The 19,894-nt window shown below is 30.6% G+C and carries 16 protein-coding genes; 4 read left to right on the plus strand and 12 right to left on the minus strand.

All coding sequences use genetic code 11. From position 1 onward, the window contains the following. The first annotated feature begins 33 nt into the window (after positions 1-33). From GQS58_RS00050 to GQS58_RS00060, 3 genes are all read left to right on the plus strand, one after another. Complete coding sequence (locus GQS58_RS00050; protein ID WP_166381643.1) at positions 34-690, plus strand: rhomboid family intramembrane serine protease; 657 nt, start codon at positions 34-36, stop codon at positions 688-690. Positions 691-968: 278 nt separating this feature from the next. Next, positions 969-1,514, plus strand: a complete 546-nt coding sequence (locus GQS58_RS00055) for a Smr/MutS family protein (RefSeq protein ID WP_166381645.1) — start codon at positions 969-971, stop codon at positions 1,512-1,514. A 9-nt stretch (positions 1,515-1,523) separates the two neighbouring features. Then, positions 1,524-2,657 (plus strand): cysteine desulfurase family protein, encoded by a 1,134-nt coding sequence (locus GQS58_RS00060; protein ID WP_166381647.1) that lies wholly within the window; start codon positions 1,524-1,526, stop codon positions 2,655-2,657. Positions 2,658-2,690: 33 nt separating this feature from the next. Here the strand turns inward: GQS58_RS00060 and GQS58_RS00065 are convergent, their stop codons facing one another. From GQS58_RS00065 to dnaN, 12 genes are all read right to left on the minus strand, one after another. Beyond that, positions 2,691-3,275 (minus strand): transposase, encoded by a 585-nt coding sequence (locus GQS58_RS00065; RefSeq protein WP_166381649.1) that lies wholly within the window; start codon positions 3,273-3,275, stop codon positions 2,691-2,693. A 91-nt stretch (positions 3,276-3,366) separates the two neighbouring features. Then, on the minus strand, positions 3,367-4,917 hold the full coding sequence (locus GQS58_RS00070) for a hypothetical protein (RefSeq protein ID WP_166381654.1): 1,551 nt from the start codon (positions 4,915-4,917) through the stop codon (positions 3,367-3,369). 10 nt (positions 4,918-4,927) lie between these two features. Beyond that, positions 4,928-7,219, minus strand: coding sequence for an FdhF/YdeP family oxidoreductase (locus tag GQS58_RS00075; protein WP_166381656.1), 2,292 nt, complete (start codon positions 7,217-7,219; stop codon positions 4,928-4,930). Further along, positions 7,212-8,021 (minus strand): formate dehydrogenase accessory sulfurtransferase FdhD, encoded by an 810-nt coding sequence (gene fdhD / locus GQS58_RS00080; protein ID WP_166381658.1) that lies wholly within the window; start codon positions 8,019-8,021, stop codon positions 7,212-7,214. Before fdhD ends, GQS58_RS00075 begins: the two co-directional genes overlap by 8 nt. Positions 8,022-8,230: 209 nt before the next feature. Continuing rightward, complete coding sequence (locus tag GQS58_RS00085) at positions 8,231-9,412, minus strand: class I SAM-dependent methyltransferase (RefSeq protein WP_166381660.1); 1,182 nt, start codon at positions 9,410-9,412, stop codon at positions 8,231-8,233. Positions 9,413-9,418: 6 nt separating this feature from the next. After that, positions 9,419-10,501, minus strand: coding sequence for an AI-2E family transporter (locus GQS58_RS00090; RefSeq protein WP_166381662.1), 1,083 nt, complete (start codon positions 10,499-10,501; stop codon positions 9,419-9,421). Then, complete coding sequence (locus tag GQS58_RS00095; RefSeq protein ID WP_166381664.1) at positions 10,501-11,784, minus strand: hypothetical protein; 1,284 nt, start codon at positions 11,782-11,784, stop codon at positions 10,501-10,503. The genes GQS58_RS00090 and GQS58_RS00095 overlap by 1 nt, the downstream gene beginning before the upstream one ends. 85 nt (positions 11,785-11,869) lie before the next feature. Next, the gene (locus tag GQS58_RS00100) at positions 11,870-12,739 is read right to left on the minus strand and encodes an RluA family pseudouridine synthase (RefSeq protein WP_166381666.1); all 870 of its coding nucleotides are present in this window, start codon (positions 12,737-12,739) and stop codon (positions 11,870-11,872) included. A 113-nt stretch (positions 12,740-12,852) separates the two neighbouring features. Continuing rightward, positions 12,853-13,275 (minus strand): VOC family protein, encoded by a 423-nt coding sequence (locus GQS58_RS00105; RefSeq protein WP_166381668.1) that lies wholly within the window; start codon positions 13,273-13,275, stop codon positions 12,853-12,855. A 121-nt stretch (positions 13,276-13,396) separates the two neighbouring features. Beyond that, a complete protein-coding gene (gene ggt / locus GQS58_RS00110; protein WP_166381670.1) occupies positions 13,397-15,088 on the minus strand; it encodes a gamma-glutamyltransferase in 1,692 nt (563 codons plus the stop codon). Positions 15,089-15,225: 137 nt separating this feature from the next. Continuing rightward, positions 15,226-15,795 (minus strand): ACP phosphodiesterase, encoded by a 570-nt coding sequence (locus GQS58_RS00115; protein WP_166382492.1) that lies wholly within the window; start codon positions 15,793-15,795, stop codon positions 15,226-15,228. A 162-nt stretch (positions 15,796-15,957) separates the two neighbouring features. Then, positions 15,958-17,076 (minus strand): DNA polymerase III subunit beta, encoded by a 1,119-nt coding sequence (gene dnaN, locus GQS58_RS00120; protein ID WP_166381672.1) that lies wholly within the window; start codon positions 17,074-17,076, stop codon positions 15,958-15,960. Between the two features lie 261 nt (positions 17,077-17,337). Between dnaN and GQS58_RS00125 the strand changes: the two genes are divergently transcribed. After that, positions 17,338-19,833 carry a PIG-L family deacetylase gene (locus GQS58_RS00125; protein ID WP_166381674.1) on the plus strand — a complete coding sequence of 832 codons (2,496 nt, stop codon included), beginning with the start codon at positions 17,338-17,340 and terminating at the stop codon, positions 19,831-19,833. Positions 19,834-19,894 lie beyond the last annotated feature (61 nt).

Raw genomic sequence — 19,894 nt, forward strand, 5'->3', positions numbered from 1 at the left:
CATTAGTAAATCAGATTTCAGTAATTTTGCTTTATGATGAACAATATAAATCAAGCAGTATTAATACTGATTATTGCCAATGTTTTGGTTTCTATGAAAGGGTTTAAGGATTATTCTTTTTTAGATAAATATAAGTTTCAAGTAGGTAAAGTTTTATCTGGAGAAAAAATAAGAACACTTACCTCTGGTTTTTTACATGTAGACTGGCTGCATTTAGGTTTTAATATGTATGCTTTATATCTTTTTGGAGATATTGTAGCTCATATTTTAGGGATACCAAATTTTTTAATGATCTATTTCGGGAGTTTATTAGCGGGCAGTTTGTATTCACTAAAATATCATAAAAATGAACCTTATTATAGTGCGGTAGGAGCTTCTGGAGCCGTTTCTGGTATTGTGTATGCTTCGATACTTTTATATCCTGCAATGGAATTGTATTTGTTTTTTATTCCAATACCAATTCCTGGTTATATTTTTGGAGTTGGGTATTTATTATATTCAATTTACGGAATGAAAAAGCAATTGGGTAATGTTGGGCATTCTGCACATTTAGGTGGAGCTATTGGTGGTTTTGCAATAACATTGTTGCTAAATCCGTCTTTATTTGAAACAAATAAAATCTTAGTAATCTCATTAGGAATTCCAATTATACTATTATTACTTTTTGGGGATAAATTAAAAAATTTATAAAAAAAGAATCTATTGCTTACTATGAAGAACTGCTGATATAATGATCTTGTTTCTGTATCTTAATGCATTAAATTTTAGTAGTTACAAGAATCTGAAATAAATTCAGATTGACAAACAAAAGTCTTTTGTATAGCTTTTTTTTTAAAGTGGGATATTGATACTATTTTAAATAATCAGAATTTATACCTATTTTAGAGAGAAACCTTTTTCATCTTGTTATTTTTGCAACAAATATACTTTCTGAAAAAAGCGATAATAAAATTAAGTCAAAATAAATAATGAGTTTAAAAATTGGAAATAAAGTAGCTGTTTTAGATGATGTTCTAAAAGGAAAAGTCATCGGGATTAATGGTGATGATATTTCTGTAGAAACTACCGATGGTATGATTTTTAAATTCAATGCATCAGAATTAGTACGAATTGATGTGGAGCAACATGAATTATCTAAGTTTAGTGATATTAATAATTCGATATTAAAAGAGAAGATATCGCAAAATAAACCTAAGAAAAGTTTATTTAAAAAAGAAAAGAAAGAAGTGATTTTAGAAGTCGATTTACATATTAGTAAACTGACTAAGTCTACAAGAAACATGGATAATTACGATATGTTAAACCTACAATTAGATACCGCAAAAAGTAAAATTGAGTTTGCCATATCTAAAAGAATCGCTAAAGTTGTTTTTATACATGGAGTTGGAGAAGGTGTTTTAAGATCTGAACTTTTAAGATTATTAAATAAATATCCTGTGAAATTTTACGATGCTTCTTACAAGAAATATGGCTTAGGAGCTACAGAAGTTTATATTTTTCAAAACCCTATTTAATTTTAAGTTATGAAAACCGTTTATTTAGATAACGCAGCAACCACTCAAATAGATGACCAAGTTATAGATGTAATGCATACGTCTATGAAAAATAATTATGGTAATCCATCCTCTATTCATCAATTTGGTAGAAAAGCAAAATCGGCTGTAGAAACTGCAAGAAAAAATATAGCAAAGCATTTTAATGTAACGGCGAGCGAAATTATTTTTACTGCAGGAGGTACAGAAGCAGATAATTTAATTTTACACAATGCTGTTTTTAATCTCGGCGTAAAAAGAATTATTACTACAAAAATAGAACATCATGCCGTTTTACATACGTGTTATCATTTAGAAAAAGCACATAACATACTTGTAGAGTATGTAAATCTTAATGAATTTGGAACTATTGATACTGTTCATTTAGAGCAACTTTTATCAGCAACAGAAGATAAAACATTGGTTAGTTTAATGTTTATAAATAATGAAATAGGAAATATTTTAGATGTTGATGTTGTTTCTACAATCTGTAAAAATAATAAAGCCTTATTTCATTCGGATACCGTACAAGCGATAGGTCATTATAATATTGATTTACAGAAAATACCGTTAGATTTTATGGTAGCTAGTTCACACAAGTTCCATGGACCAAAAGGAGTAGGGTTTGCCTTTTTTAGAAAAGGGTTTGGAATTTTACCGATGCTTCATGGTGGTGATCAAGAAATGGGTGCAAGGTCTAGTACAGAAAATGTTCATGCTATTTTGGGCATGGAAGAAGCATTGGAAATTGGTGTTTCTAATCTTGAAAAGGATCAAAAAGAAATAGGGGAGTTAAAAGAATACTTTATTTCAGAATTAAAAGGATTTTCAAAAGACATTGAGTTTAACGGACTTTCATCAGACATAGAAAAAAGTAGTTACACCATTTTAAATGTACGTTTTCCTTTTACCAACGACATGCTTTTATTTAGTTTAGATATGGCAGGAATAGCTATTTCAGGAGGAAGTGCTTGCCAAAGTGGTAGCAATAAAGGTTCACACGTTTTAAGAGAGATTTTAAATGATACTGATGCAGATAAAACTTCGGTTCGTTTTTCTTTTTCTAAATACACTACAAAACAAGAAATTGATTTTGTTGTAAATTATTTAAAAGAAAATATTTAGTTAGCAATGCAACTAACGTGTTTGACGATTAAATTATTTATAAAATTTATCCTCATTCCACATTAAAGGGTTGTTTGTAATGTAATTCTGAATGTTATTAAAAGAGATATTATTACGAATAATATGATCATGAAAACGAGATTGCCAACCAAAATATGGGTCAATTTTTCGGGCATTTTTTGACACAACAGATTTATAAGATCGTATAATGGTAGAAATAGAACCTGGTTTTGGTGAAATTTTTGCCATTTGTTCGTTTTTGGCACCAATATTTTTATCCCCCGTAGAAACGTTGCACTGCAACGTTTCAATTTGTTTGTCAATAATTTGTTTGTCAATAATTAGAATTCCATGGGTATGATTGGGCATTATCACAAAATTACCCAGTTCCACAAATGGAAAATGTTCAGGAATTTCCATCCAATATTTTTCTGCCAATTTTCCTATTTCATTCAATTGCATTGTAGGTAAATTGCTGGGCAATTTTTTTACAATTTCACCAAATAAATGTTGTCGATTGGAGGTACAAATTGTTATAAAATATGCACCATTGTTCCTGTAGTCCCAAGATTGCAAACGGGTAGAGGAAACGCGGTATTTATTTTTAAATTTGTCCAATTTTTTTGATTGATGTTTAATTTGTTTTTAATCAAGGAGACAATGCAATGTTTCCAAGAGAGAGACCTTGCAATGCAAGGTCTTTACGATATTATTTCAACTTTAAAAAAGAGATGTTATACTTTAAACCGAGGTTGATAAACGGGCTGCTTAGTTCTCCTCCTTTTGCTTTTACATAACCAGCAGCAGCTCTTAAATTTAAGGTTTTAGAAAGCTCATAATCGAATCCTAAACTTGGTTTAATAATAAATCCTTGTCCTGTACTTATATTTCCTCCACCTGCGGCACCTCCTAAAACTTGTATAAATAAAGAAGTAGAATTATTAAATAAAGGATTCGTTTTTAAACCTGCACCAACTAAACCTTCTGCATAAGCACCTGCATTACCAAAGTTTGCAAAAGAAGTTTGACCAGCAACATATACATTTTTATTTAAATCTAAATTTACTTGCAAAGAAATCTGATGCATATGTTCCGTTGGATCTTCCATTCTTTTTGCATTAAAGTACATGTCTTGTTTTACAATTACCTCTAAACCTTTAAATTTTCCTTGTGAAAAAGAAGTGTTCTCTGTTTTGCTACCATTTCTCTCTATATAATATTTAATTCCCACCCCAAAAGTAGAGGTGTAAAAATCCTTATTCGGAGTTAATAAATATCCCTTATTAACAGAAACATAAATGTCCTTAAATAATTGTTGTTCTATAGATAAATCAGGATATAATAAGAATCCACCTTTACTATCTACACCGCCACCGCCACCTGCACCAATACCAAATTTGGCTAAAATGTTGGTTCTGTTTCTGTTCATTGATAAATGATATCCTCCACCTAAAAGTACATCCATATAACCTGCTCTAATACCATCGTAAGCACCATCTACTTTTAAAAATGTAAACCAATTTTTGTTTAAATAAGAAGTGTATTCAAATCCGGCTAATTTTATGGTTTTACCTTCTAAAATTTTATCATCTGTAGATCTAGCCGTACTTAAAACTTTTAAGTTATTAAAGTGAACCATTAAGGAATTTCTTTTGGGATTTTGATTCCAACTTGTATTTTTAAACTGTTCTAAATCTATTTCTTTTTCTGCCGATTTATAATCTGCATATTCAAAATCTAAAGGAATTTCTAAAGCAACATTTAGTTGATGCCCTTTAATTTCTCCACCATCAAAAAAGTTAACATAACTCCAACCTCCATTTATTGAAAAATCTTTAAAGTCATAACCTAAATTCAAATGAGGTAATATAAAAGCACCACCACCATCTGGAGCACCTGCACCACCACCGCCACCAAAGTGAAAGCCGGTATCTACATATAATTTATTAGAAAAATATTTTTTAAGACCTGCATTTACTCCCAATGTAAAAAATCCGCCTCTAATACCGGAAACAGAACCATAAAGTCCAACACCTGTATAGAATTCCTCACCTAATAATAAATTATAATGAATCCCGGTAAATCCCATGTTTGGCTCATTAAAATTTAGTGGAGTTGTCTCTGTGATAGGCATATCTATGGAAAGGAAATCTATTTTGGCAAATCCTTTTTGTATAATTTTCTTCGGAATATTTTCTGACTGAGAAAATAATAGTTGATTTGAAATAAGAAGTATAAGTAAAAAAGTAATCTTTTTCATAAGGTAATTTTTATCTTTTTTTGATGGTAATAATTACTGTTTTAGAAGTAGGTGTATTGCTAATATCTGCCTTACTTTTTAAAGGGACTAATACATTTGCTTCCGGAAAATAAGTAGCTGTACATTGTTTAGGTATACTATAAGGAATCACTAAAAATCCTTTAGCTTCTCTTTCTTCATCATTAAAATGACTTGTTAAATCTACCAAATCTAATTTTTCTAAATGTAAAGATTTCATATCATCTTCATTCATAAAAATAACTCTTCTTTCATTTAAAACACCTCTGTACCTGTCGTCTAAACCATAAATAGTGGTGTTGTATTGATCATGAGTTCTAATGGTCATCATCATAAATTGATTTTTCTTTAATTCAATTTCGGAAGGTTTATTGATACTAAAATTTGCTTTACCAGTTTTTGTTGGAGTAAAATCATTTTCACGTGCATTATTTGGTAAGTAGAATCCGCCTTTAATTCTTACACGTTTATTAAAATCACTAAAACCAGGAATAGTTACTTCAATTTTATCACGAATATTATCATAATCAGAAATTAGTTCCGTCCAATTTGTAGTTGTATTTTTTATTGTTGCATTTGCAACTCCTGCTACAATTGCAGCTTCACTTAATAAATTTTTAGAACAAGGTTGCAATGTACCATGAGATTGTTGTACAACTCCCATAGAATTTTCTATAGATACAAATTGCTCTCCTTTTGTTTGAAAGTCTTTTTCTGTTCTGCCTAAACATGGTAAGATTAATGCTTTTTTACCTGTAATTAAATGACTGCGATTCAATTTGGTTGATACTTGTACGGTTAAGCTGCAATTTTGCAATGCTTTTGCAGTAAAAACAGTATCTGGTGTTGCGGAAATAAAATTGCCACCCATTCCAAAAAATACTTTGGCTTCTTTTTTATGCATGGCATCAATAGCTTCTACCACGTCAAAACCAAATTTTCTAGGTGCTTTAAACTGAAATTCTTTTTCTAAATTGTCTAGAAATGAAGCGGGAGGTCTTTCCCAAATACCCATAGTTCTATCTCCCTGAACATTTGAGTGCCCACGCACCGGACACGTACCTGCTCCTTTTTTACCAATACTTCCTTTTAATAATAAAATGTTTACAATTTCACGGATATTATCAACCCCATTTTTATGCTGTGTTAAACCCATTGCCCAACAAATAATAATATTTTTATTGTTGATAATGAGTGCTGTAGTTTCTTTAATTTGATCTAAAGTTAGTCCTGTTTGCGGTAATAACTCGGCTATAGAATAGGTGTCTAAATCTTTTAAAAGAGCTTCTAAACCCGCTGTTTTTTCTTTTATAAATTGATGATCAAAAACACTATTTGGCTCAGCATCTTCTTTTTCTTTCATTAACTTTAAGATGATTTTTAACAAAGCAACATCACCATTTATTTTTACGGGTAAAAATAAATCAGTTAAATCTTGACCAGATCCAACCCATTTTAATGGATTTTGTGGGTCTTTATAATTCATTAAACCTACTTCAGGAAGTGGGTTTATGGTAATTATCTTTCCACCTTGTTTTTTTGTTTCCCCTAAAGCTGTTAACATTCTTGGGTGATTTGTTCCAGGGTTTTGCCCCATAACAATTACTAAATCGGCATGATTAAAATCGTCTAAGGTAACAGAACCTTTTCCTATGCCGAGTGTTTGTGAAAGTGCAACACCACTAGATTCATGACACATATTAGAGCAATCTGGTAAGTTATTTGTACCAAACTGGCGGACAAATAATTGATATAAAAAAGCTGCTTCATTACTAGTTCTTCCAGAAGTATAAAAGATAGCTTCGTTAGGAGAGTCTAAAGAATTTAATTCTTCACCAATCATTTTAAAAGCATTTTTCCAAGAAATTTCTTCGTAATGCGTTGCGCCTTCTGGCAAATACATTGGGTGTGTAATTCGTCCACTTTTACCAATTTCATAATCAGAAAATTCTGATAGCTCTTGTACAGAATGTGTTGCAAAGAATATTGGAGAAACTTTGTTTTTAGTAGCTTCTTCTGCAACAGCTTTGGCGCCATTCTCACAATACTCAGCTAAAAAAGCTCTTTTCTCATCAGGATCTGGCCATGCGCAACCTGGGCAATCAAAACCATCTTTTTGATTTAATTTTGACAATAATTTAATTCCTTTTACAACACCAACTTCATTCTTAATATGCGTTAATGCAGAAACAATTGCTTTAACACCAACTGCAGATTTAGGAACGTCTGTTAATTGAATTCCTGTTCGTTTTTCCGGCGGTTGTTCTTTTATTTTTTTAGACATCGCTTTTTGTTGTTTTAACAAATGATGGATTAGAATAAATAGTCATTTTTTGTTCTCTTGTAAAACCTATTAAGCAAATACCAAATTCTTTTGCAAAATCTACGGCTAAAGAAGAACAAGCAGAAACTGCTACTATAATTGGTATTTTTGCAATAAATGCTTTTGAAACAATTTCGTAAGAAACGCGTCCGCTTACCAATAAGTATTTAGCATGCTTTAAATAGTCTTTTATCAACAAATCTCCAATTACTTTATCTACAGCATTATGTCTACCAATATCTTCTTTAACGGTTAAAAACTCATGGTTTTTATTAAAAAGTGCTGCTGCATGACTACCACCAGAGTTTTTAAAGGTATGCTGAAAACTATTCATTTTTAAAAACATTTCATGTAAAACAGTACTAGAAAAAGTAGTTGTTTGAGTTAGTTTTTCTCCTTCAACATTAATATCTTTTAGCTCTTTTTTTCCACAAATTCCGCAGGAAGAAACAGAGAGTAATGTTCTTTTATTTAAATATCCTTTACCTAATAGCTCTTTAGAAATAGTAACGTTTATAATCGTCGGAATTTCATTTTCTTCTTCAACTACTTCAAAAATTAAAGTTTTGTCACTTTTATAAATATCTTCAGCAAAAAGCAATCCTCTTATTAATGCTTTGTCATTATCTGGTGTTCTCATAACCACAGTATAAGGGGCATCATTAATGTTAATTTGTAAAGCAGCTTCTACAACCAAAACATCCTGAATTGAAGTCTGTGTATTTTGATTAATTTTTAGTGCTTGATAAGTGCTTGTTTGCATGTTTAGAAAGTTAAGCTTTCCTTACAAAATTACTGAAAAAAGTAGTGTAAAAAAACAAAAGTCTCGAAAGTGAATTCGAGACTTTTTATTTAAGTGTTTTAAGCCCCTATTCAAAAAACACTTAAAGCATTTGTAAATTTAATGAAAAAAGTTAATAAAATGTTAAATAATTAGGTTAATTTATTAACATTTAGTTGTTTAGTTTGATTTTAATCTGTTTTCTTCTTACAGCTAATAACAATATAATCATTGGTATTGTGTGTGGTGAAAAATAGGTATGAATTTCCGCCGTCTTTAATTTTGGTTTCTTTTCTGATTTGAGCTACCGTTTTTGGAAAATTTCTTGTGGTAATATTTGCTTTGTTTTCTACAACTAATTTTTTAAGTTTCTTTTTATCGTAACTTAAAACATTCTCTATTTTGAATGTCCTTCCAGGAAAATCAATGATTTCATCAGAAGTATATAAATGAGAATGTTGTTGTAATTTAAAAACCTTTAATTGTTGTGAAATTTCATGAAAACCTCCAGATTTTAAAATAGCAGCATTGGGTTCGTATAAATAGGAGCGTGGGTCAGAATATTCAGAATTTACTGCTTCTTTATAATTAAAGTTAAAAGTTTGTATTTCTTTTTTACCAATATTTACGGTTTTAATTTTTATTGGATCACTGTACTCTTTTTCCAATAAAAATAATAATTCTTTCACTTCATTATTCACCGCAATAATATGAATTTCTTTTACAAATTTTAATTCATTTATTGTGCTTGTAATATCTAAAATAGGTGAATTTTTAATGAGTATTTGATTGGTTTTTGTAAAAAGGAAATCGATGTTGTCGGGTACATTCGGCAAACAGTCATTTAGTAAGAAGACCTTTCCTTTTAGATCATTTCTTCTTGATGGATCTATGTAAATACAATCAAAATTTTCTTTGTAATTTTTCAGATATTCAAGTCCATCACCCGAAAATGTAGTTATATTTTTTACTTGTAGTTTCTGATAATTGTGTTTTACAATTTCAGATAGATCTTCATTAATTTCACAATGAATAACTTCTTTAAATTGTTTTGAAAAATAATAACAATCTACTCCAAAACCTCCTGTAATGTCTATAATTGAATTGCCTGAAACTAGCTTGCTTTTATAAGCAGCCGTAATTTCTGAAGAGGTTTGTTCTATACTTATTTTAGGCGGATAATAAATATTTTCTGTAGAAAACCAGCTTTTAAGTTTGTGTTCAGATTTTTGTTTAGCCACAATTTGATTGGCTAATTCTTGTACAGAAACATCTTTAAATGGACTTCCTTTTAAAATCAGTTTTGTAATGTTTGATTTTAAATTATCAGTAATAAATTGCTGAATTTCTGGACTTAAAATGGCTTTATTCAAAAGAAATTAGAGATCTTTAGTTAATGATTTTACTATTTTATTATCAGATAAAAACTCTTTTAAAATTACTTTTAACGCAGTGTATAAAGGTACAGCAGTAATCATACCTACAACACCAAAAAGGAGGCCTCCAATAATTATTATTAAGAAAATTTCTAACGGATGAGATTTTGTTGTCTTAGAAAATATGATTGGCTGACTCGCAAAATTATCAATTAATTGCGCTATTAAATAACCGATCATTACATACATGGTCGTTGGTAAAATTTCCGATTGAAAATCGAGTCCAATATTACTTGTCATCGATAAAATAAACATAATTACAGCGCCAATTAATGGTCCAACATACGGAATTAGGTTTAACAAAGCACATAAAAAAGCAATGACTACTGCATTATCAATTCCAAAAATTAGTAAGATAATTGTGTATATGATAAAGAGGATTGTAATTTGAGAAATTAGTCCGATAAAATATCTAGACAGTAAATTATTAATGGTATCTAAAGATTTAGAGAATCTGTTTTCATTGCCTTCTGGGACTATTGCCATCACGCCATTTTTAAGCAAGTGACTATCTTTCATAAAAAAGAAAGAGATAAATAAAACAGAAAATAACCCAACACTTATAGAACCTACAGCGCCTAAAACAGCATTTAAGAAATCAGGGATTTCTTTAAATTGAGAAATAAAATCTAGATTTTTTAATTCTCCTAAAACATCTATTCCTCTAGAAGAAAAATAGCTTGTTATTTGGTTGAAAATTTCTTGAATATTTGATTCTAATTTATCTACTTCTAACAAAGATAAATTTTGACCTTGCTCTGTAATTAAAGGGATAAACATTACAATTAACCCTGTTAATAGGCTTAACATAAAAATCATGGTAAATACAACAGCAAGGGTGTTAGGAAACTTTAATTTTGTTCTAAGAAAAATAATGATGGGTCTTGCAACCAATGATAAAATACCTGCAATTATAATATAGATAATTACAGATTGAATGGTGTATAAGAAATAGCCAAGAAGAAAAATTCCTAATAGTATTCCTATAGCCCTTAAAATTCCGTTGGCAATTATTTTAGATTTCATTAATTATATCCTTTTACAGCACCCATACTTAAATTTCTATCATTTTCAAAAATATGATTTGTAGGCAATAATGTACCACTTTTTGTGGTAACCCAATCTTGCCAAGTAGCAGAAACCCCGTTCATATTCATGCTTGGTACAAACATTTTATAGCTTTTAGGAATGTAGTTTTTATCTACAAACCAAAGGTAAGAGTCTCCTGGAGTTGTACCACCAGTGGTATATTTCACTAATAAAGCATCTTTGTCATCTACTTTTTGAATAGTTCTAATAGTTCCATTATCAAATAATTTATGAGGAGCAACCAACCAAAAAGAGTCATTATTAAAAATATCCCAAGCTTTTTTTACAATAATTGTATCTGCTTTTTCTTGGTGTATATTATTGATAAACACACTGCTATTTTCTTTATTTCTAGGATATAAATGGACACGAATGCTATCCCAAGAAACGTCTACAATATGTTTTTCTTTGTCCCATTTAAAATGTCTTTTTCCTCCAAAGCTCCATTCTATAAAACGAGTGTTTTTGTAAGCTTTATGTTTTATCGCTTTTAAAATATTATGAGCAAGAATATCTGCTTTACTATTTTCCGACGTTACTTCTCCCATGTCTATTTCTAAACCAAATAAAGAAAGTTTGTGTTTAGTTGGTAATTTGATACCCGTTTTGGTGTCTTTTAAATCAGACCAAGTGGCAGAAACACCACCAATAGGAATTATTGAAGTCCACATTTTAAAAGAAGTTGGTAAATAGTTTTCATCTAAAAACCATAAATAAGAATCTCCTGGAGTAGAGCCTCCTGAAGTGTACGTTATTAATAAGGCATCTTTATCATTGTGTTTTACAAGACGTCTTTCTGTTCCTGCATCAAAAACTTTGTAAGGAGCTACTAGCCAAAAAGAATCGTTATTAAAAAAGTCTTGTGCCTGTTTTATAATTTTTGGATCAGGATTTTTAACCTCAATTCCTTTAAAGTCCACAAGGCTTTTTTGCGGCTCATTTAAGAACAAATGAACGGTGTTTTCATCCCATTTTACAACAACAACATTATTGCTTTTATTCCATTTATAATGATGTTCATTTCTAAAACTCCATTCTAGTATTTCTGTGTTTTTGTAGGCATCAATATTTAATGCATTTAACATTTTATTTGCCAAAGCATCGGCTTCTTTACCTTGTTTTCCTTCTGGTAAAGGCTCATTGCTGGTAAAATAATAGACTCCTGCAGAAACAATTATTAGTAATAAAATAATTCCAATAATTTTAAAAAGCTTCTTCATTTTGTGATTTTATAATAAGTGGCTAAATTAATCTTTTTAGAATGAAGAAACTATGTGTTGCCTTTATTAAAAGTTAAAGAGGTTTTTAAAACGATAGTTCATTAAAAATTTTATTAAATTTCTTTGGAAGTTCTTTTGATATAGAAATTGGTGTTTTTGTAAAAGGATGTATAAAATCTAAAGTTGCTGCATGTAAATACAACCCTTTTCCGTTTAAAACTTTACCTTCTAAAAAATATTCTTTATCTCCTAAAATAGGATTTCCTAAAGAAAATAAATGTTTTCTAAGTTGGTGTTTTCTTCCTGTTTTAGGTGATAATTTTACCAAGTTTAAATGCTCAAAACGTTCTGAAATTACAGATTGTAAAACTTCAAATGCTGTTTCAGATTCTTTTTCATCAATAGGAAGTTTTATGGTTCCTTCTGAGTTCATTTTACCAATAGTAACGGCAAAATAGGTCTTCTGAATTTCTTTCTCTTTAAATAATTTTCCTAATACATTAATTGCTGTACTTGTTTTACCAACTAATAAGAGTCCGCTTGTAGGATAATCTAACCGATGAATTGGTTGTGGTTTTACAGCATCAGCTAAAGTGCTTTTTTTTAGGTTTTGTGCCAATCCATTTGCAATGGTCACAAACTTATTACCACTCACTAAAATACCGGCAGGTTTGTATACTATGGCTAACGTTTCGTCTTCAAATAAAACTTCAATATCTAGTTCTAACCTTTCAAATGTAGATGAGTTTTCAGATTCAAATAATTCTATTTTTTCTCCTCCAGAAATGTATTTGGATGTGCTAGCTAAACTTCCATCAATAAAAATAAGTCCTTTTTTAATCGCTTTTTTAATACCAGATTTTGTGGGGATTGTGTTAAAAATACCAACGCTATATTCTTGAAAACGAATTGGTTTTTCTAGCTTTTCAACAATATGAGTTTCTACTAATTGCATTATTTGAGATGTCTGGTTTAGCACAGTTGAAACGGATTTGTATTTTGTTACTTGTAAATTAACCTCTCGACTGCGCTCGAGGGGACATTTTATAATCTATTTTAAGAACCTTTTTACTTAGCAAATAATTGACTCATATCTTGAAATGCTTTAAACTCTAAAGCATTGTTTTCTGGATCTTTAAAAAACATGGTTGCTTGTTCACCTACTTTTCCTTTAAAACGTATACAAGGAGCAATTTCAAATTTTGTGTTAACAGACTTTAAACGCTCTGCTAAAGAATGCCAATCTTCCCAAGTTAAAACAACGCCAAAATGCGGAACCGGAACATCATGACCATCAACAGGGTTTGTAACAGCTTCTGTTGGTATATATTCTTCTTTCTGATGAATCACCAATTGATGTCCGAAGAAATTAAAATCTACCCATTGTTCTGTGCTTCTGCCTTCTTCACAATTTAAAATATCTCTGTAAAAAGTTCTACATTTTTCTAAGTCCTGAACAGGAATCGCTAAGTGAAATGGTTGTACTTGCATACGTTTAAAAGTTTTGTTGATTTATTATTTTGTCGACAATTTCTTTAGTCTCAATATTTTTACTTTTGCTAACTGCTAACTGCTAACTGCTAACTGCTAACTGCTAACTGCTAACTGTCAATTAAAATCCTACAGCAGTGTCATCTCCACGTTTGTCTGCTCCACCTTCTAAAGTAGCGTCGGGTAAAACCAAAATGGCAGAAACTTTACCAATAATTCTAGAAGTAGTTTCATCAATGGTGTATCCAATGTCTTTTAATTCGGTTATTACTTGTTTATCAAAACTATTCGGTTCCATTTTAACTACATCTGGCAACCATTGGTGGTGAAATCTCGCAGCATTTACAGCTTCTTGCATTCCCATTTTATATTCATGTACATTTAAGATAGTTTGTAAAACAGACGTTATTATGGTAGACCCACCAGGAGTTCCGACAACCATAAATAGTTTGCCGTTTTTTTCTACAATAGTTGGTGTCATAGAACTCAACATTCTTTTTTCTGGATGAATTTCATTGGCTTTTGCACCAATTAAACCAAACATATTTGGGACACCAGGTTTGCTGCTAAAATCGTCCATTTCATTATTGAAAAAGAAACCTAATTCAGGTGAATATAATTTAGATCCATAAGCACCGTTTAAGGTTGTAGTTACAGAAACTGCATTTCCGAATTGATCTATAATTGAATAATGGGTAGTTTCATCACTTTCTATAATTTCTATATTTCCATGAGAAACATCGGCTGATTTTGTTGCTTTTTCAAAAGAAAAATCAGACATTCTTTCTGTTGCATATGCTTTAGAAATTAATTTTTGTTGTGGTACGGTAACAAAGTCTGGATCTCCTAAAAAGAAACTTCTATCTGCATACGCACGTCTTTCTGCTTCTGTAATAACTTGAATAGATTTTGTTGTGTTATGTCCAAATTTATCTACATCAAAAGGCTCAATGGCTTTCATTATTTGTGCTAATGCAACACCACCGCTAGATGGAGGAGACATAGAAATAATTTTTAAATCATCATAGGTAAAAGTAACGGGAGTTCTCCATTTAGCCTCATATTTTGCTAAATCTTCTAACGTGATGATTCCTCCATTGGCTTGAATAAAATCGACTATTTTTTGAGCAGTTTCCCCTTTGTAAAATTCATCTAATCCATTTTGTTGAATACGGATTAACGTTTCTGCTAACGCAGGATATTTAATAGTGTCATTTTCTTTCCAGTTTTTATTAAAAGGAATGGAATCTTTATTTGCTTTTAAAAATAAAGATTGATAATTTTTGATTCTATCTTCTTGCTTTTTAGTTACAACAACACCTCGTTTAGCTAATGCGATAACAGGCTTTAAAATTTCTGACATTGGCATTGTTCCGAATTTTTTATGAGCAGTAAAAATACCTGCTAACGTACCGGGAACTCCAACAGCCATTGCGCCTAGAGTACTTTTTTCATTTACAACATTACCTTCATTATCTAAATACATATCTCTGCTGGAAGCTAACGGGGCTTTTTCTCTATAATCTAAAGCGCCAATTTCTCCATCAGCTTTTCGGTAGACCATAAAACCACCACCACCAAGGTTTCCTGCAAATGGGTATGCAACTGCCAAAGCTAAATCTGTTGCCGCCATTGCATCAAAAGCATTACCGCCTTTTTTAAGAATATCAGAGCCAATTTTAGAAGCTTCAATTCTTGCAGAAACAACCATAGCCTTTTGAGTGATTAAACCTGTAGTATGCTCTTTTTTCTCTGCAGTCTTACAGTTTATCATTAAAAGTGAAAGACTTAAAAGTAAAATTGTTTTTTTCATAAGGTTGGTATTAAGTTCTTTAATTTTTATTTAGATGGTCTTTTTAATCGGCTCTCTGCTTTGATTTTTTTTAGAAGGAATGATACTTCAATTTAAAAATTCTTCGTATTAGTTATGCAAAATGTATTCAACAAATATTACTCTTGAATTTCATTTGTATTAGAAACGCTAGTTATTTCTTTAAACTTATGATTTGTATGCTCAATTAAATCTTTAAAAAATAAGGTAAAATCTTCTTGAAGTTCATCTTCTAAAAGATTTAAATCTTCGATAGCTAAATTCATTTGAGATTTTCCTTTTGTTCTGGTATTCATTCCGTTTAAAACCTTTGCGATTCCTTCTTTATTCTGATAATTGAATAGAATGTTATATTCAATCATATATTTAATAAAGTTTTGAGATTTTATAGGCAATTCGTTAGCTATTTTACCAAACATTTTATTGATGCCATCTGTGTAAACCTCTAGAGGAACGTCTGAATAATCGGACCAATTCTTTGCTAAGAAATAATCATAAAAGATATCGATAATTACACCATCGTAATGTCTGTATCGTTCGTGCAAACGTCGTTTGCTTTTTCTTACAATTTTATGTGCGTCTGTAAACGTGTCTATTTCTCTATGTAAGAAAATACCTTGCTGAATTTCTTTAGAAAAACCTTCGTAATTATTACCTCTAATATGATCTGCAATAAAATTACCAATCATAATATTGGTGTCGTTTTGTGATAAATATAAATGTGCTAGGAAATTCATAAGGTAAATGTAAAGAAAAAACCACAATTAATTTTTAATCAATTGTGGTCTTAAATATTATAGATTCTTGTTTGTACAAGAAAGATATTTTTTTGTAATAAAAAAAGGTGTGTCTTAACTATTCAACATTACTGGCATTACCAACATAGTAACTTGTTCACCTTCGTCTGTTCCATCAATAGGCGTTAAAATACCTGCTCTGTTTGGTAAAGACATTTCAATTAAAACATCGTTAGAACTTAAATTGTTTAACATTTCGCTTAAAAAACGAGAGTTAAACCCAATTTGCATATCATCACCTTGGTAATCACAGCTTAAACGTTCGTCTGCTTTGTTAGAAAAATCTAAATCTTCTGCAGAAATATTTAATTCTGTACCCGCCATTTTTAAACGAATCTGGTGTGTTGTTTTACTAGAGAAAATAGAAACACGTCTTACAGAGTTTAAGAAAGAAGCTCTGTCTACTGTTAATTTATTTGGATTCTCTTTAGGAATAACTGCTTCGTAGTTTGGATATTTTCCATCAATTAAACGACATACTAAAACTACGTTATCAAATGTAAATTTTGCATTTGCGTCATTATATTCAATAGTAACATCACTTTCAGAACCACCTAAAATTCCTTTTAATAAATTTAAAGGTTTCTTTGGCATAATGAATTCTGCAGTTTGATCTGCAGTAACATCCGTTCTAGTGTATTTTACTAATTTATGAGCATCCGTTGCAACAAAAGTTAAGCTTTGTGAACTAAATTGAAAAAACACTCCACTCATTACTGGGCGTAAATCGTCGTTTCCGGCAGCAAATATTGTTTTAGAAATTGCAGTTCCTAAAATACTTGCAGGAACCACTGTTTTACTTGGTGATGGTAAAGAAACCGCTTTAGGGAATTCATCTCCACCAAAATAAGCCATGTCATATTTACCTTGATCAGAACTAATTTCAATTGCATTGTCACCTTCCGTTTTAAACGTTAAAGGTTGGTCTGGAAACGTCTTTAAGGTATCTAATAATAAACGTGCAGAAACAGCTATAGAACCAGAACTATCACTTTCTACATCTATTACAGAACTCATAGTTGTTTCTAAATCTGATGCAGAAACTTTTAATTGGTTTTCAGATAATTCAAACAAAAAGTTATCTAAAATTGGTAAGGTATTGTTGCTATTTATAACGCCGCCTAAAACTTGTAATTGTTTTAATAATTGCGAACTCGATACAATAAATTTCATTGATTTTTTATCTTAATTAGTCTTACAAATATAACCTTATTAAGTGATTCTGAAAATTAATTTATTAACAGGTTATGAGCATTTTGTTAATGAAATTAGAAACGTTATAATTATGTTAACAAATTTTAAAAACCCTCATAAAAAACTACATTTGTTTTTACATCAATCTTTTTTTTAAGATTGTCTCCTCGTGCGCAGATAAGAGATTTCTATTAAGTTTCACCTGCGTGCTACCGTACAACAATTGACCAATATCTAAATATGAAGAAATTTTTACTTTCTACACTAGCTTTTTTACTGATTTCTATTTCAGTATTTGCACAAAAACCTCAAAAATTAACCTCAAATCAGATTTACGAGAAAATTCAGAAACTGAATTTTCTAGGAACTGCGCTCTATATTGCTGCGCATCCAGATGATGAAAACACGCGCTTAATCTCTTATTTATCAAATAATGTAAAAGCAAGAACTGGTTATTTGTCTTTAACAAGAGGAGATGGAGGTCAGAATTTAATTGGCTCAGAACTTAGAGAATTATTAGGAGTTATTAGAACACAAGAATTATTAGCGGCAAGACGCATTGATGGTGGAGAGCAACTATTTACAAGGGCCAATGATTTTGGATTTTCTAAACACCCAGATGAAACGTTAAAAATCTGGAATAAAGAAGCTGTTTTAAGTGATGTTGTTTGGGCAATTAGAACTTTTAAGCCAGATGTAATTATTAATAGATTCGATCATAGAACGCCAGGTACAACACACGGGCACCATACAAGTTCAGCAATGTTAAGTGTAGAAGCATTTGATATGGTGGGAGATTCTACAAAATATACAGATCAATTAAAATATACCAAAACTTGGCAACCAAAACGTTTGTTTCATAATATTTCTACGTATTCTTTTAAAAGTCAGGCAGCATTTAATGAAGCAGCAAAAGATTTAATGTCTGTTGATGTTGGTGAGTATTATGCTTTAAAGGGCCTATCTAATAACGAGATTGCATCTATAGCTAGTAGCCAACATTTAAGTCAAGGTTTTGGGCGTTTAACAACCAGAGGATCTCAAAAAGAGTATGTGGAGTTTTTAAAAGGAGATTCTTTAAAAGTAGATAGTGATATTTTTTCTGGAATTAATACTACTTGGAGTCGTTTAAAAAATGGAGCTTCCATTGGAAAAATTTTAAAGGATGTTGAAGATAATTTCGATTTTGTAAATCCGTCTAAACACTTATCTAAATTAATGTTAGCGTATAGCATGATGAGCGATTTAGAAGATAATTACTGGAAAACAATAAAAGAAAAGCAAATTAAAGAAATTATAGCAGCTTGTGCTGGGTTGTATATAGAAGCTTCTGCAAATAGTTCTTCTGGGACCCCAAATTCTAAAATTGATATCAATTTTGAAGTCTTAAATAGAAGTGATGTAAACATGCAATTAACATCTATTGTTTCTGAATTGGATAGCGTTGAGATTTTTAAAGGATTTAATTTAACAAAGAATAAGAAATTTACATTTAAAGAAACAGTTACTTTAAAAACAGACACGTACACAGATCCTTACTGGTTGCGTAAAGAACCTAGTTTAGGTATGTACACCGTAGACAATCAAGAATTAATTGGGTTGCCAGAAACACCAAGTATTTCTAAAATAACCTATAAATTAATTATAGATTTTATTCCCATAACCTTTACTAAAAACATTGTAAGAAGATATGCAGAAAGAGATAAAGGAGAAATTTATGAGCCTTATGAGGTTTTACCAGAAGTAACTACACGAATTAAAAACAAAGTACTTGTTTTTTCTGATAGCATACCTAAAAATATCAATGTAGAAATTAGAGCAGGTATTAGTTTTGTACAAGGAAAGGTGAGTTTAAAAGTTCCAGAAAATTGGACTGTAACTCCTACAGAAATTAATTTTAATATTGAGCAAAAGGAAGATTTACAAACGGTTTCATTTTTAGTAACACCTCCAAATAATCCATCTGAAGGACTATTAGAAGTTATTGCAGTTTCTAAAGGAAAGAGTTATACGAAAGAATTAGTAGAAATTAATTACAACCATATTCCTAAACAAAGTGTTTTATTAAATTCTGAAGCAAAAGTTGTTCGTTTAAATATTAAAAAAGTAGGAAATATAATTGGTTATATAAAAGGAGCAGGAGATGCGGTTCCAGAAAGTTTACGTCAGATTGGTTATAAAGTAGAGTTGATAAAACCTATTGATATTAATGGCGAAAATTTATTAAAATATGATGCTATTGTTTTAGGTATTAGAGCTTATAATGTGGTTGATGAACTAAAGTTTAAACAAAAATTCTTGTTAGAATATGTAGCAAAAGGAGGAAATATGATTGTACAATACAACACCAACAGAGGTGTAGATGTTGCAGCACCTTATCCTTTACAATTGTCTAGAGATAGAGTAACAGATGAATCTGCAGATGTTTTAATATTGGCAGAAGACAATCCTTTAATGAATTTTCCTAATAAAATTACTAACGACGATTTTAATGGTTGGGTGCAAGAACGTGGCTTGTATTTTCCTAATATGTGGCACGAAGCTTATACACCTGTTTTATCGATGCATGATAAAGGAGAAAACATGAAATTGGGTAGCTTGCTAATTGCAAAATATGGGAAAGGAAATTATATGTATACAGGTTTAAGTTTCTTTAGAGAATTGCCTGCTGGTGTTTCTGGTGCGTACAAATTATTTGCAAATATGTTGTCTGTAGGAAAAGAGGTTTCTAAGTAGGTTTTTAGAGTTTCAAAGGTTCAAAGGGGCAAAGTTACAAAGGTGTTGGAGTACTGAGTTG

The sequence above is a fragment of the Polaribacter sp. 11A2H genome, from assembly GCF_011379025.1.
GTDB lineage: Bacteria > Bacteroidota > Bacteroidia > Flavobacteriales > Flavobacteriaceae > Polaribacter.